The organism is Streptomyces achromogenes (assembly GCF_030816715.1).
Taxonomy (GTDB): domain Bacteria; phylum Actinomycetota; class Actinomycetes; order Streptomycetales; family Streptomycetaceae; genus Streptomyces; species Streptomyces achromogenes_A.
On the sequence record NZ_JAUSYH010000001.1, the window covers coordinates 7,782,103 to 7,795,743 of the forward strand.

Here is a 13,641-nt window from a genome sequence, read left to right on the forward strand (position 1 = left end):
TCACGGGTGTCCGGCGGCCGGCTGCTCGGGCCCCCGCTCGCCCACGCTGACCAGCCCGGTCTCGTAGGCGGCGATGACGGCCTGGACGCGGTCGCGCAGTTGCAGCTTGCCGAGGACGCGGGAGACATGGGTCTTGACGGTGGTCTCGGCCAGATGCAGACGGCCGGCCACTTCGGCGTTGCTCAGTCCGCGGGCGACCAGACCCAGGACTTCGCGTTCGCGCGAGGTCAGCGAGGCCAGGTCGCGGTGGATCGCGGCGCCCTGGCTCCCTTGCCGCGTGAACCGTTCGACGAGACGCCGGGTGACGGCCGGCGCGAGCAGGGCGTCGCCCGAGCGGACCGTGCGGACGGCGGAGATCAGCTGTTCGGGGGTGACGTCCTTGAGGAGGAATCCGCTGGCGCCGGCGGACAGCGCCGCGTAGACGTACTGGTCGAGGTCGAAGGTGGTCAGGATGATCACGCGGGGTTCGCCCGGAACGCCGGTGAGGATACGGCGGGTGGCCTCCAGGCCGTCCATCTCCGGCATCCGGACGTCCATCAGGACCACGTCGGGCCGGGTGCGCCGGACCGCGTCGACGGCCTCGGCCCCGTCGGTGGCCTCGGCGACCACCTCGATGCCGTCGGAGCGCAGGATCATCCGGAAGCCGGTGCGGACGAGGGTCTGGTCGTCGGCGAGCACCACGCGGGGCGGCGGCTCGGTCACGGTGCCTCCAGGGGGATGAGTGCCTCGACACGGTAACCACCCGTGAGGCGCCGGCCGGTGTCCAGGGTTCCGTCGTAGACGGAGAGGCGCTCGCGCAGGCCGAGCAGCCCGCGCCCGTTGCCGGCGGCCGCGGCCGGGCCGGGAGCACCGCCGGTGTCGGAGACCTCCACCCGGAGCAGGCCGGGGGAGTACTCGACACGGACGGCCGCCCGCGCCCCGGCCGCGTGTTTCACCGTGTTGGTCAGCGCCTCCTGGACCACTCGGTACGCGGTGAGCCCGATGCCCGGCGGTACGGGGCGGGCCACTCCGGTGACCTCGAGGTCGACCGGCAGGCCGGTGTCACGGACCCGCCCGACGAGCGTTTCCAGCTGCTTCAGGCCCGGTTGCGGGGCCAGCTCCCCGGCGCGGTCCGCGGCGTGGCCGTCGCCGTCCATGGTGAGCAGGCCCATGACGTGACGCAGATCGGTCATCGCGGCCCGTCCGCTCGCCTCGACGGCGAGCAGCGCCTCGTCGGCCTCGTCTGGTACGGCCCTCATGACCCTGCGGGCGGCGCCGGCCTGGATGACCATGACGCTGACGTTGTGGGTGACGACGTCGTGCAGTTCGCGGGCGATCCTGGCGCGTTCCTCGGCGACGGCCCGACGCAGCGCGTCGGCCTGCTCGTGTTCCACGGCGGTCAGCCGCGCGCGGCCCTCGTCGGTGCGCACCCGCCAGGTCCGCAGGCCGTTGGCGGCCATCGCCAGCGGCCCGAGGATCCACAGGACCACGTACTCGTTCGGGACGATGCCCGGCTGGTACGGGTAGACGTGCGTGGTCGAGGAGCCCGACGTGTAGACGAGGAGGACCGCCGTCGGGAGTGCCACCAGGGTGGGGGTGCGGTACGGGCTGTACGCGGCGGCGCTGTACACGGCGACGACGAGGGGGTAGAAGGTCAGCCGGGCGACGTCCTGCGGGGTGAGCAGGGCCAGGCAGGTCACCGCGCAGAGCACGGCCAGCGGAAAGCGGCGGCGCATCACCAGTGCGCCGGAGGTGACGAGCGCCAGGGCGCTCAGGGCGATCGCGGCGGGCGTCCCGGCCGGGTGGATCGCCTTGCCCACACCGGGGAGGATCTCGCGGACCTGGTTGTCCGCGACGTCGACGGCGTAGTACACGGTGGTGACGGCGAAGGCCGCCGCCAGCGCCAGGTCGAACCGCCGGCCGCGCCGGGTGAGGCGCGGTGCCGGCCCGGTCGGGCGCAGCGCACGGCGGGCTGCCTCACGGACCCGGTCCACCACGGTCGTCTCGTTCGTCACCGGCACATTCTCGCCGTCGCGCCGCCCCCGCGGGATCCGTCCCGGAGATCACTTCCGGCGCACCTCCTACGCCGGACGCCTACTTCTCAGGGAGGACCCCGGCAGGCCCTCGTTCCCACGGAGGACCGCGAACGGCTCGGGCGAAGGACGTGGCCGGCCCCGGTGCCCGCCTAGCGTCCAGGGCGCCGGACACGCGGAAGCAAGGAGCCTTCATGACCGAGCCGCTGATCGAACTGCGCGACGTGAGCCGCAGATACGACGACGGGCCGCCCGCCCTGAACGACGTGTCGCTGACCGTGGGAGCCGGTGAGGCGGTCGTGATCCTCGGTCCGTCCGGCAGCGGCAAGTCCACGCTGCTCAACCTGATCGCGGGCCTGGACCGGCCGGACGCGGGGACCGTGACCGTGGACGGCGTACGGGTCGACGGGCTGGGCGAGGCCGCGGCGGCGCGCTACCGGCGCGCCAAGGTCGGCATGGTCTTCCAGTTCTTCCACCTCCTCGACGACATGACCGTCGCCGACAACGTCGCACTGCCCGCGCAACTGGCCGGCATGGCGCGAGGAGCGGCGCACCGCCGCGCCGCGGAACTCCTCGAGACCCTCGGCATCGACCGGCACGCCCGCGCCCACCCGGGGCGGTTGTCCGGCGGTGAACGCCAACGCGTCGCGGTGGCCCGGGCGTTGATGAACCGCCCGCCGCTGATCCTGGCCGACGAGCCCACCGGCGCACTGGACACGGCCGCCGGCGACGACGTCGGCCGACTGCTCAGGGAGCTCAACGCCGAGGGACAGACCCTGGTGATGGTCACTCACGACCTCGCCCTGGCCCGCTCCTGCACCCGCCGCACCGTACGGATCGTCGACGGCCGGATCGCCGAGGACGCCGGTGTGCAGGGCATCGGCATGGGCGGCACCGGTGTGGCGGACACGGGCGTGGAGGTGGCCCCGTGAGCGCGCTGAGCCGGGTGGTGCGTTCGGGCGTGGAGCGGCGCCGGGTGCAGACGTTCGTGATCGGCCTGACCGCGATGGTGGCGGTCGCCGCGTCCGTCCTTGGAGGCTCGCTGCTGGTGGTCTCGGGCGCGCCCTTCGACGACGCCTTCGCCCGGCAGCACGGCGCGCACCTGTCCGTCGAGTTCGACGCGGCCCGCACCGACGCCGGCCGCGTGAAGGAGACAGGGCGCGCCGACGGGGTGGCCGCCGTGGCCGGACCGTTCCGCACCGTGTCGGCAAGCCCGCGGATCCGCGGGGGCAGGGCCGTGTGGCCGATGACCGTCGTGGGCCGCGGCGATCCCGACGGCCCGGTCGACGACCTCACGTTGAGCGCCGGGCGGTGGGCCGTCCGGCCCGGCGAGATCGTGCTGAACGCCGACGCCTCGCTGTTTCCCGACCTCGGGCTCGAACTGGCCTTCCCGGGACTGCCCGGCGACCCCGTCCTGACAGTGGTGGGCGCGGCCCGTTCGGTCACCGGGAGCGCCGACGCGTGGGTGACACCGGCCCAGGCCGCGGCCCTCACCACGCCCGGCCGTCCCGGCGGCCACCAGATGCTCTACCGCTTCACCGCCGCCGACACGGCCGCGCAGGTCGCGGCAGGCCGCGTGGCCGTGACGGCGGGGGGCAGGGCGGTGACCGCGACGCGGTCCTGGCTCAGCGTCAGGGCGTCCGCCGAGCGCGACACCGCGCTGTACGTGCCCTTCCTCCTCGCGTTCGGCGTCCTGGGCCTGGTCATGTCGGTGCTCATCGTGGGCAACGTCGTCGCCGGCGCGGTGGGCGCGGGACTGCCCAGGATCGGCGTCCTCAAAGCCGTCGGCTTCACCCCGGCGCAGGTGGTACGGGCCTATGTCGGCCAGGCGCTCGTCACGGCGGCGGCGGGCACGGTGCTCGGCCTCCTGGCGGCCCATCTGCTGGCGGTGCCGGTCATGTCCGAGACGGAGGACGTGTACGGCACCACGTCCCTGGCGGTCGCCCCCTGGGTCGACGCGTCCGTGGTCGCTGGTGTCCTCGGACTGATCGCGGTGACCGCCTGGGCGAGCGCCTGGCGGGCCGGCCGGCTGCGCACGGCCGACGCCATCGCCCTCGGGCACGGCGCGCGGACGGACCGCGGCCGGTGGGCGGCGCGCCTGGCCGGGCGGCTGCCCCTGTCACGGCCGCTCGCCCTGGGACTGACCCGCCCCTTCGCCCGCCCCGCCCGTGCCCTGGCCACGGGGACGGCGATCCTGTTCGGCGCCACCGCCGTCACCTTCACCGTGGGCATGGGGGCGTCGCTCGGCGAGGTCATGAAGGCAAGGGCACACGAGGCGGCCGACGTCACCGTCGCCGCGCCCCTGCCGGAACCCGGCCCGGACGGGCCGGTCCCCGGCACACGGCCCGAGCCCGACGCCGCCGCCGTCGCCGCGGCGATCGAGGCCCAGCCCGGCACCCGGGCGTACTACACGACCGCGACGGCCCGGGCCACCGTCTCCGGTGCGGCCGGGACCACCACGGTCGTCGCCTTCACCGGCGACGCGTCCTGGGGCGGCTACGCGATGGTCTCCGGCCGCTGGATCGCCGAGCCCGGCGAGGCCGCCGTGCCCACGCCCTTCCTCACCGCCACCGGCACGCACCTCGGGGACAGCGTCGCGCTGGGCGGTCTGGGCGGCACGGGCGAGGCGGTCACCGTCCGGATCGTCGGCGAGGTGCTCGACCCCCGCAACGACGGCATGCAGGTGTTCACCGACGCCGCGACGCTCGCACCCGCACACCCGGACCTGACCGACACCACGCAGCACATCGCGGTGACATCCGGTACCCCCGCCGCCGGTTACGCCGACGCGCTGAACACGAGCCTGGCGCCCCTGGGCGTCACCGCCCGGGCCGGCGGGACCGAAGGCGGCAGCGACGTGGTCGCCACCCTGAACGCACTGTCCGCGCTCCTGACGCTGATGCTCGTCGCCGTTGCGGCCCTGGGCGTTCTCAACGCGGTCGTCCTCGACACCCGCGAGCGCGTCCGTGAACTCGGCGTCCACAAGGCCCTGGGCATGACCCCCCGGCAGATGATCGCGATGGTCGTCACCTCCGTCGTCCTGACCGGGCTGGCCGGCGGCGTCCTGGGCGTTCTGCTCGGCGTCGCCCTGCACGGCCGGGTCGTGCCCGCCATGGGCCGCGGCGCCGGACTGGAACTCCCGGACTCCGTCCTCGCCGTCTACCCCGCGGACCGGCTGTCCCTGCTCGCGCTGGGCGGCCTGCTCATCGCCGTCCTGGGGGCGCTGCTGCCCGCGGGCCGGGCGGCTGCGGCGCGTACCGCGACCGCCCTGCGCACCGAGTAGGCCCGGGGAGCCGTCGGGCCGACGGACGCCCGCTCGTCGACCGCGATGCGGGAACCGCGGAGGCACCAGGCAGACTCTGCGGTTGTAGTCCCTTCTGACCTAAGGATGAGCCACCCATGATCACCCTCACCAAGGAAGACGGCCCGGCCGACCTGGACGGGGTCACCCATCTGTCCATCGGGGTCTCCTGGGACCCCACCGCCGGCAGCAGCGGCGGCGTGCTGGGCAAGCTGCGCCGCAAGACCGGCACCGACCTCGACCTGATCGCCGTCGCCATGCAGGGCGCGGATCCGGTGCGTCTCGCGGGTCTCGACTCACTCGACCCGATGGGCAACGGCTCGCTGGTGCACAGCGGTGACAACCAGACCGGGCACGGAGACGGCGACGACGAGACGGTGACCGTCGAGTTCGCCCGGATACCGGCCAACATCACGTCGATCGTGTTCGTCGCCGCGGCCTACAAGAAGGGCAGCTCCTTCCAGAAGGCGCGCAACATCAGCTTCAAGGTCTATGACGCGACCGGCGGCAACCCCCAGCAGGTCGCCGACATCTGGCCGAGTCTGCTCACCCAGGACAACGGCTGCGCCGTGGCGAAGGCCCTGCGGGTCGGCGGCAGTTGGAAACTCGAGGTGATCAACGTGACGGGCAAGGTCAAGCAGGGCGACGAACACGCCCTGATGCGTTTCGCCGTCAGCAAGTAGCGATGTGTGCAGGTGCGTTCTGTCGAACCGAGTGCGTGAACGGGGGCAAGGGTGAACCAGGTGCTCTACGGTGAACGGTCGTGGAACCCGCTCGCGCGGACCGTGGACCTGACCGAGGACCACGTGCGCAGGGGCGGCAGGACCACCCCGCTGAGTGAACTGAACCTCGCTGCCATGGCCGAGGCGTTCCAGCGCGGGTACTGGCTCGGCGGCGGCGGGACGGAACGCCCGCTGGAGCGGCTGGCGGAGGGTGCGGGGGTGGTGCCGGTGACCCGTGCCACGGGCGCCGCCATGCCGGTGAGGGTGCGGCAGGCCGCCGAGTTCGCCCGCAGGCTGGGAGAGTTGGCGGTGCGCCGGTGCGGTGGGCCCGCCCAGGTGGCGGCCCTGGCGGACCGGGCCCGGGCCGAGGAGGTGCCGCTGTGGATCGCGCGGCGCTTCGCACCGGGCCCGGCCGGGCCGATAACCGTCGCCGTGGACCGGCGTCTGGCGCGTGTGGACGTCTGGGGGCCGCACGCCCCCGTCGTGCGGATCCGGGCACCGCACGGCTTCACCCCCTACGCCCCCGAACAGTCCGCCGGGCTGCGCCTGACGGTCGACGGCGTCGCCGCGCAGCTGGCACTGAAGAGGAAGCTGCGCAGATCCAGGAGTCACGTGGAGGTGCGACTGCCGGGGCAGCGCTGGGTGCTGCGCCGGGAGAACGCGCTGACCTCGCGGTTGCTGCGCGACGAACGGTGTGTCGCCCTGCTGTCGAGGCCCCCTCGCCGGCCGGCGCCCGAGCCGGGGGCGGTACTGCTGCCGCTGGCTCCCGTGCGGTACGAGAGCCCTGATCCGCTGGACGCCGTCATGGCGCAGGTCTTCGCCGTCGCCTTCGGGCTCGGCGACACCACGGGCTCGGCGCGGTTCCGGTCGGAGCGGCGCCCGGCGAGCGGGTCCGGGCCCGTCGCCGCCGACGAGGGGTGGGACCGCCCCTGGTTCACCAACCTCGGCAAGGGGAGCGACGACAACGAACCCGGTGGCGGCGACGGCTGGGGCGCGGACGGCGGAGACGGCGGCGGAGGCGACAGCGGGGGTGACGGCGGAGGAGGGGACGGTGGCGGCGGCGGGGGTGACTAGGCGACGGATGTCGCCCCGTCCGCCCGCCCGTCCTGGGCCGACGGGCCCGGACCCATGGGACATCGGTCCCTGACCGGATGAACCGGTCCGATCGCACGCGGTGCGGGACGTCGGGCGTCGCTGTGGGGCCGCGCAGGTGACGGCCGTGGGCCGGAAGGGGCAGTGCCGGGGCTCGGTGGCGCATTCCCTCCTATCGTGGAGCAGCACAGTGACGGGCGGCACCGAGGCGGGCAGCACATGAGGGAACCGCGGATCGACTACGCGGCCGTGTTCCGGGCCCTCCCCGGCATGGTGGCTCTGCTGACCCCGGACCTGGTGTACGCCGACGCCAACGAGGACTTCCTCCGGTTGGCCGGGCGCACCCGCGAGCAGTTGCTCGGCCGCTACATGTTCGACGTCTTCCCGGAGAACCCCAACGACGCGGCCGCCGCCGGCATGCGCGAGACCCAGGCGTCGATGCTGCGCGTGGTGACAACCGGAGAGCGCGACACCATGGCGTTGCTGCGCTACGACATCGAGGACAGTGCGCGGCCGGGCCACTGGGTGGAGCACTTCTGGAGCCCGGTCAACGCCCCCGTCCTGGGCCCGGACGGGGACGTGGTGCTGATCGTGCACCGGGTGGAGGAGGTCACCGAACTCATCCGCGCCCGCGGCGGCACGGGCAGCGACAGCAGCCGGGCCCGCGTGCTCGAGGCCGAGCTGTACACCCGTGCCCGTGAACTGCAGGACGTGAACGAACGTCTGCGCCGCGCCCACGCGCACGATCGCGAGGTCGCCCTGGCCCTGCAGGCGGCGATGCTGCCCGCCCCCACACCGGTCGGGCACCACAGGGCGGCCGTCCGCTACCGGCCCGCCGTCGGCACCCTCAACGTGTGCGGCGACTGGTACGACCTGGTCGACCTGCCCGGTGACCGCATCGCGGTCGCCGTCGGTGACGTCGTCGGCCACGGCCTGCGGGCGGCCGGTGTCATGGGGCAGCTGCGCAGCGCGCTCAGCGCGGCCTCCCGGGTCGCCGACGGCCCCGCCCGGGCCGTGGAGGCCCTCGGTCTGTACGCCCGCCATGTCGACGGGGCCGAGTCGAGCACCGTGGTGAAGATTTTCATCGACTGGGCCACCCACACCGTCACGTACAGCAGCGCGGGCCACCCGCCGCCCGCCCTGCTCGCCCCGGACGGCACCGTGACCTTCCTCGACCAGGCGACCGACCCGCCCCTCGGCGCGCGCCCCGAGCACGTCCCGCGGCCGCAGGCCCGCACGGCCTTCGCCGAGGGCGCCACCCTGGTCCTGTACACCGACGGCCTGATCGAGCGTCGCCACGAGGACATCGACGTCGGCCTGGCCCGTCTCGCCGACTCCCTCGTCCGCCACGGGCGGTCCGACCCCGAGGCTCTGGCCGACGCCCTCCTGGCCGACCTGCTGCCCCCGACCGGCGCCACCGACGACACCGCGCTGGTCGTCCTCCGTCTGTGAACCTCCCGGCCCGGCCGCCCCTCGTCCGCCGCCTCCCGTCGCGATCGGCGACGGACCGGGCCGGTCAGCCGAAGAAGACCTCGAACTCGTCGTACAGCGACGGATCGACGAGCTTGAGGCTCGCCGTGGCCTCGGCGAGGGGGACGCGGACGATCCGGGTGCCCTGCAGGGCGACCATGACGCCGAAGTCGCCGTCCTTCACCGCGTCGATGGCGTGCAGCCCGAAGCGCGTGGCCAGCCAGCGGTCGAAGGCGCTCGGGGTGCCGCCCCGCTGGACGTGCCCCAGCACCGTGGTGCGGGCGTCCTTGCCGGTGCGCTCCGAGATCTCCCGGGCCAGCCACTCGCCGACGCCGGACAGCCGTACATGGCCGAACTCGTCGCGCGACCGGTCCTTGAGGACCACCTGCCCCTCCTTCGGAGCGGCCCCCTCGGCGACCACGACGATCGGGGCGTAGTTGATCCTGAATCTGTTCTTCACCTGCTCGCAGACCTGGTCGATGTCGAAGGGCCGCTCCGGGACGAGGATCACGTTGCCGCCGCCCGCGACGCCGGCGTGCAGGGCGATCCATCCGGAGTGCCGTCCCATGACCTCCACCACCAGGGCGCGCATGTGGGATTCGGCGGTGGTGTGGAGACGGTCGATGGCCTCGGTCGCGATACCGACCGCGGTGTCGAAGCCGAAGGTGTAGTCCGTGCCGGAGACGTCGTTGTCGATGGTCTTGGGCACGCCGACCAGGGGGATTCCCCGACGGCTCAGTTCGGTGGCCACGCCGAGCGTGTCCTCGCCGCCGATCACCACCAGCGCGTCCACGTCGTGCGCGGCGAGGGTGTCCTGGACGCGTCGCAGCCCGTCCTCGTGGGTGAGCGGGTTGGTGCGGGAGGAGCCGAGGATGGTTCCGCCGCGGGGGAGGATCCCCCGCACCCTGGCGATGTCCAGGGGCAGGACGACATCGCGGAGCAGGCCGAGCCAGCCGTCCCGTACCCCGACGAAGTCGAAGCCGTACGCGTCGACGCCTTTGCGGACGACACTGCGGATCACGGCGTTCAGGCCGGGGCAGTCACCACCGCCGGTCAGTACTCCGACCCTCATGGGCTTTCTCCCATCCGCTGGACGGCCCGCGCGACCGCCGCCCCCGCGGCGATCGGGACCGCTGCCGGGAACAAGGTCGCCTGCTTCCAGCCTCCCCCCGTTCGCCACCCGGCGGCCACTCGACGGACGCGGGGTCCGAACCGCTCGCTCGTGAGAGGTTCCGTCCGGCTTCCGGCCCGTCCCGGGCCTCGCTGACCAGGTGCGGGCCGTGCCGGTCGGTTGCTCCGGCCGAAGGGTCCGCAGGCCGTGACGGGCGGTCCTCGGAAGGTCCGCCCGCCGGAGCAGGCCGGCACGTGTCGCGCCTGTTCAGTGCCGTCGCGCGCCGTGGTAGCGCTCGGCGAGGCGGGCGAGTGCGACGGCGGCGAGGAGGAGTCCGAAGTCGCGCAGCGCGATGTCGTAGTAGTCGGGAATGGTCAGGAGGTTGACGATGATGCCGCCCAGCCAGCCGGCGACCAGCCAGGCTCCGAAGCGGGGCGCGAGGGCCACGGCGATGCCCGCCACGATTTCGATGGCGCCCACCGCGTACATGGCGGCCTGGGCGCTGCCGGGAACGAGGTCGTCGATCCACGGCGCGAGGTAGGCGGGCCAGTCCACGAGCAGGTTGGCGAACTTGTCCAGCCCGAACAGGATCGGCGCGACCGTGAAGGCCGTACGCAGGATCACGAACGCCTGATAGCCCGGATCGGCGAGCAGGCCGCGCCGCGCGGCGGCGGGCGTGGTGCTTGTGGTGACGGAGGACATGACGACCACTCCTTCTATAAGAGACTCTCATTACTTATAGAAGCTCGGAACTCTTCTTTAGTCAATGGCCATGGGTTTTACACTGGTGTTCGTGACCGACCCGAAGGAAGTACGCGACGCCGACGTCTCCGCCATCGCCGCTCTGGACGAGCCGACGCGCAGGCGGCTGTACGACCATGTCGTGCGCCAGCCGGCCCCCGTCGGCCGGGACGAGGCCGCGGCCGCGCTGGGTCTGGCTCGCCAGACCGCGGCGTTCCATCTCGACCGCCTCGCCGACGAGTCCCTCCTCGACGTGGTCTACGAGCGGCGCAGCGGGCGGACGGGGCCGGGTGCGGGCCGGCCGGCCAAGCTGTACCGGCGCTCGGCGAAACAGATCGCGGTCAGCCTGCCCGACCGGCGCTACGAGCTGGCCGGGCGGCTGCTCGCCCAGGCCGTGGAGGAATCCGCCGCGACCGGTGAGGCGGTGGAACAGGTGCTGCACCGCAAGGCCGAAGAGCTCGGTACTCACCTGGGGGAGGCGGGCGGCGCAGTCCTGTCCGGCGTCCTGGAGCGATACGGATTCGAGCCCCACCGTGAGGAGGACGCCATCGTTCTGGGCAACTGTCCCTTCCACGCCCTGGCCCGTGAGCACACGCAGACGGTCTGCGGCATGAACCTGCACCTGCTGCGCGGTGTCCTGCACGGGCTGGGGGAGCGCGGATACGAGGCCTGTCTTTCGCCCGGCCCGGGTCGGTGCTGCGTCCGCCTGGAGCCCGTCACCTGATCGCTGCACGGAAGGGCACCGGACCGTGAGCGTGCCGGTCGCCGTTGGCGTCGATCTGCCAGATGCCGGCGCCGGCGCGGAGGACGTCGGCGGCGGTCACCCCCGGGCGGATGGCGCCGGCCTCGTGGCAACAGCGTCGGCATCCACTTCGACGAGGTCCCGCTCCCGCTGCTGTCGCTGTACCAGCGCGGCGTCCACTTCCGCAACGGCAAGGGCCACGCACGGCCGAACATGACGCCGACCCTGGAGGCGGTGGCCGCCGGGCTGCTCCACCCCGAGCTGGTCACCAGCGGGATCTATGGATGGGACGAGATCCCCGACGTGCTGACCTCCGCCGCGCCGGCCACAAGCCGATCTTCGTCCTGGAGAACTGAGGCAGGACATCAGGAAAGGTCATGAACTCGCCTTCGAATCACCGCACCCCACCCGCACCCCACCCGCACCGCAGGACGCCGCCGACCACCACGCGGGCGAGGAGCGAGGACCGCGTGGCGTCCTGCGCGTCTGGGGATGGTGCGGCTGGTGGTCCCGGGGACGTGGATCCGCGGACGTGGGTCCTGGGTGGGTCTCCCCGTGTGAGGTGGCCTAGTCGGCCAGCTGGGCGTACAGGCCGGTCAGGTCGCCGGCGAGGCCGGCCTTGACCTGGCGTGAGATGTCGTCGGCGAGGACCTCGTAGGCCCCGCTCTCGATGCCGTCGAGGGCGAGTGCGGCGACGTCACGGGGGTCGGACTTCGGTGCGTCGACGCCGGCCGCCAGGTCCGTGTCCACGTAGCCGACGTGCAGTCCGGTGACGGAGATGCCGCGCGGCTGGAGCTCCAGACGCAGGGAGTTGGTCTGCGACCACAGGGCGGCCTTGGAGGCGCTGTAGGAGCCGCCGAGCGCGATCCAGGAGAGCACGGAGTGCACGTTGAGGAGGTGGCCGCCGCCGTTGCGCTCGATGACCGGCACGAAGGCACGGGCGACGAGCAGCGGGCCGTAGAAGTTGGTCTCGAACTCCCGGCGCACGTCGTCGACCGGGGAGTCGAGGAAGGACGCGCCGACCGAGGCGCCGGCGTTGTTGATCACCACGGTCACGTCCCCCGCCTGTGCGGCGGCGGCCGCCACGGAGGCCGGGTCGGTGACTTCCAGCGCCACGGGCACCGCGTCGGGGTGCGTCACGCCGCGCGGGTCGCGGGCCGTGGCGTAGACCTTGCCTGCGCCGCGTGCGTAGAGCTCCTCCACCAGGGCCTTGCCGATGCCCCGGCTGCCGCCGGTGACGAGGACGTTCGCACCCTTCAGAACGGTCATGACTGCCTCCGCAGAATTGGAAACTGATCGGTTTCCACTACAGTAAACCGATCGGTATCCCAGCGCAAGCGCCACGAGGGAGCGCTGGTCGACGCGGGCCGGCGGATGGGCGGTTCGATCAGCACGGCGCTCGTGGCCACCGTCGCCTCGTGATCGCCCGCTGAGCCGGGATCGCCCGGTTCCCGGCCGTGGACGGCGTCGGGAGCCGCCCCGTCGAGCCTTGTAAACCGATCGGTTTGCAATGGGGCGAAATGGAGTTAACCTCGCCGTATGACCACCGAAGCGAAGCCGAGTCCCCGAGAGCGCCTGCTGGAGGCGGCAGCCGCGCTCACCTATCGAGACGGTGTCGGTGTCGGCGTCGACGCGCTGTGCAAGGCGGCGGGGGTGTCGAAGCGTTCCATGTACCAGTTGTTCGAGAGCAAGGACGAACTGCTGGCGGCGAGCCTGGAGGCTCGCGCCTCCGCCTACGCGGCGACGCTCCTGCCCGCATCGGACGACAACCGTTCACCGCGCGAGCGGATCATGCACGTGTTCGACCAGTTGGCGTCACAGGCGGGTGCGCCCGACTTCCTGGGCTGTCGGTACCTCGCCGTGCAGATCGAGCTCAAGGATCAGGGCCACCCGGCGAGCCGGGTGGCCCGCCGGGTCAAGGAGAACCTGACGGCCTTCTTCCGCTCCGAGGCCGGACAGGGTGGGGCGAGCGACCCGGATCTGCTGGCCCGGCAGCTGATCCTGATCTTCGACGGCGCAAGTGCCCGCGCGGGGATCGGGGCCGACACACCGGCGGGGCTCATCGCTCCCACGGTGGCCGTCCTGCTCGACGCGGCGGGCATGCGCTGACCCGCCACGCCGCGGGATCCGGCGCGCAGCCTCGTCACGGCCGTACCGACGTCCCGTCGTTCTCGCGAGGTGTCACGGTGCCGAGAGCAGGCCGGGCCCCGGAGGCGAGGAGCCGTCGACGTGGTTACACCGCGACCGACTTCAACGGGCACAGCGGCGCTCAGACGGTGGCCGAGGGGACCGACGCCGTCGTCGGACTCGCCACCATCGGGGCGGACGGCCCGACCGGAGCCCTGCGCGACCGGCACGGCGCGCTGGGCTGGTGACCCACCGCAGAACCCGGGGCGTGCCCGGCGCTGACGACGGCGGCTCCGCGGTGCGCCTGTGAAACCGTGCTCCAG

General features: G+C 73.0%; 13 protein-coding genes. 8 read left to right on the plus strand and 5 right to left on the minus strand.

The window, feature by feature from the left end; translation table 11 throughout:
- Positions 1 to 702 carry a response regulator gene (locus QF032_RS34635; protein WP_307047955.1) on the minus strand — a complete coding sequence of 234 codons (702 nt, stop codon included), beginning with the start codon at positions 700 to 702 and terminating at the stop codon, positions 1 to 3.
- Entirely contained in the window at positions 699 to 1,994 is a 1,296-nt protein-coding gene (locus QF032_RS34640) for a sensor histidine kinase (protein ID WP_307047957.1), read from the minus strand. The genes QF032_RS34635 and QF032_RS34640 overlap by 4 nt, the downstream gene beginning before the upstream one ends.
- A gap of 212 nt (positions 1,995 to 2,206) precedes the next feature.
- Here QF032_RS34640 and QF032_RS34645 point away from each other — a divergent pair, with 212 nt between their 5' ends.
- From QF032_RS34645 to QF032_RS34665, 5 genes are all read left to right on the plus strand, one after another.
- Positions 2,207 to 2,944: an ABC transporter ATP-binding protein gene (locus tag QF032_RS34645; protein WP_307059155.1), complete on the plus strand. Its 738-nt coding sequence runs from the start codon at positions 2,207 to 2,209 to the stop codon at positions 2,942 to 2,944.
- Positions 2,941 to 5,295, plus strand: a complete 2,355-nt coding sequence (locus QF032_RS34650; protein ID WP_307059156.1) for an ABC transporter permease — start codon at positions 2,941 to 2,943, stop codon at positions 5,293 to 5,295. Before QF032_RS34645 ends, QF032_RS34650 begins: the two co-directional genes overlap by 4 nt.
- A 116-nt stretch (positions 5,296 to 5,411) precedes the next feature.
- The gene (locus QF032_RS34655; RefSeq protein ID WP_306947014.1) at positions 5,412 to 5,996 is read left to right on the plus strand and encodes a TerD family protein; all 585 of its coding nucleotides are present in this window, start codon (positions 5,412 to 5,414) and stop codon (positions 5,994 to 5,996) included.
- A 60-nt stretch (positions 5,997 to 6,056) separates the two neighbouring features.
- Positions 6,057 to 7,109 (plus strand): hypothetical protein, encoded by a 1,053-nt coding sequence (locus tag QF032_RS34660; RefSeq protein WP_307059157.1) that lies wholly within the window; start codon positions 6,057 to 6,059, stop codon positions 7,107 to 7,109.
- Between the two features lie 237 nt (positions 7,110 to 7,346).
- Complete coding sequence (locus QF032_RS34665; RefSeq protein WP_307047965.1) at positions 7,347 to 8,579, plus strand: PP2C family protein-serine/threonine phosphatase; 1,233 nt, start codon at positions 7,347 to 7,349, stop codon at positions 8,577 to 8,579.
- Between the two features lie 64 nt (positions 8,580 to 8,643).
- On the opposite strand, the gene QF032_RS34670 is transcribed toward QF032_RS34665, so the two are convergent.
- Positions 8,644 to 9,669 (minus strand): 6-phosphofructokinase, encoded by a 1,026-nt coding sequence (locus QF032_RS34670; RefSeq protein WP_307059159.1) that lies wholly within the window; start codon positions 9,667 to 9,669, stop codon positions 8,644 to 8,646.
- Between the two features lie 306 nt (positions 9,670 to 9,975).
- Positions 9,976 to 10,410: a DoxX family membrane protein gene (locus QF032_RS34675; RefSeq protein ID WP_307047969.1), complete on the minus strand. Its 435-nt coding sequence runs from the start codon at positions 10,408 to 10,410 to the stop codon at positions 9,976 to 9,978.
- A gap of 85 nt (positions 10,411 to 10,495) precedes the next feature.
- Here QF032_RS34675 and QF032_RS34680 point away from each other — a divergent pair, with 85 nt between their 5' ends.
- Entirely contained in the window at positions 10,496 to 11,173 is a 678-nt protein-coding gene (locus QF032_RS34680; RefSeq protein ID WP_373430508.1) for a helix-turn-helix transcriptional regulator, read from the plus strand.
- Between the two features lie 585 nt (positions 11,174 to 11,758).
- On the opposite strand, the gene QF032_RS34685 is transcribed toward QF032_RS34680, so the two are convergent.
- Entirely contained in the window at positions 11,759 to 12,460 is a 702-nt protein-coding gene (locus tag QF032_RS34685; RefSeq protein WP_306946999.1) for an SDR family oxidoreductase, read from the minus strand.
- Between the two features lie 270 nt (positions 12,461 to 12,730).
- Between QF032_RS34685 and QF032_RS34690 the strand changes: the two genes are divergently transcribed.
- Both QF032_RS34690 and QF032_RS34695 read left to right on the plus strand, forming a co-directional pair.
- The gene (locus QF032_RS34690; RefSeq protein WP_307059161.1) at positions 12,731 to 13,300 is read left to right on the plus strand and encodes a TetR/AcrR family transcriptional regulator; all 570 of its coding nucleotides are present in this window, start codon (positions 12,731 to 12,733) and stop codon (positions 13,298 to 13,300) included.
- A gap of 77 nt (positions 13,301 to 13,377) precedes the next feature.
- A complete protein-coding gene (locus QF032_RS34695) occupies positions 13,378 to 13,566 on the plus strand; it encodes a hypothetical protein (protein WP_373430419.1) in 189 nt (62 codons plus the stop codon).
- The last annotated feature ends 75 nt before the right edge of the window (positions 13,567 to 13,641 follow it).

What these genes read in the sequence shown, in the direction of transcription:
- QF032_RS34645 (WP_307059155.1), top strand. Translation starts at nt 2,207, where the DNA reads ATGACCGAGCCGCTGATCGAACTGCGCGACGTGAGCCGCAGATACGAC.
- QF032_RS34655 (WP_306947014.1), top strand. Translation starts at nt 5,412, where the DNA reads ATGATCACCCTCACCAAGGAAGACGGCCCGGCCGACCTGGACGGGGTC.
- QF032_RS34665 (WP_307047965.1), top strand. Translation starts at nt 7,347, where the DNA reads ATGAGGGAACCGCGGATCGACTACGCGGCCGTGTTCCGGGCCCTCCCC.
- QF032_RS34670 (WP_307059159.1), bottom strand. Translation starts at nt 9,669, where the DNA reads ATGAGGGTCGGAGTACTGACCGGCGGTGGTGACTGCCCCGGCCTGAAC.
- QF032_RS34675 (WP_307047969.1), bottom strand. Translation starts at nt 10,410, where the DNA reads ATGTCCTCCGTCACCACAAGCACCACGCCCGCCGCCGCGCGGCGCGGC.
- QF032_RS34685 (WP_306946999.1), bottom strand. Translation starts at nt 12,460, where the DNA reads ATGACCGTTCTGAAGGGTGCGAACGTCCTCGTCACCGGCGGCAGCCGG.
- QF032_RS34690 (WP_307059161.1), top strand. Translation starts at nt 12,731, where the DNA reads ATGACCACCGAAGCGAAGCCGAGTCCCCGAGAGCGCCTGCTGGAGGCG.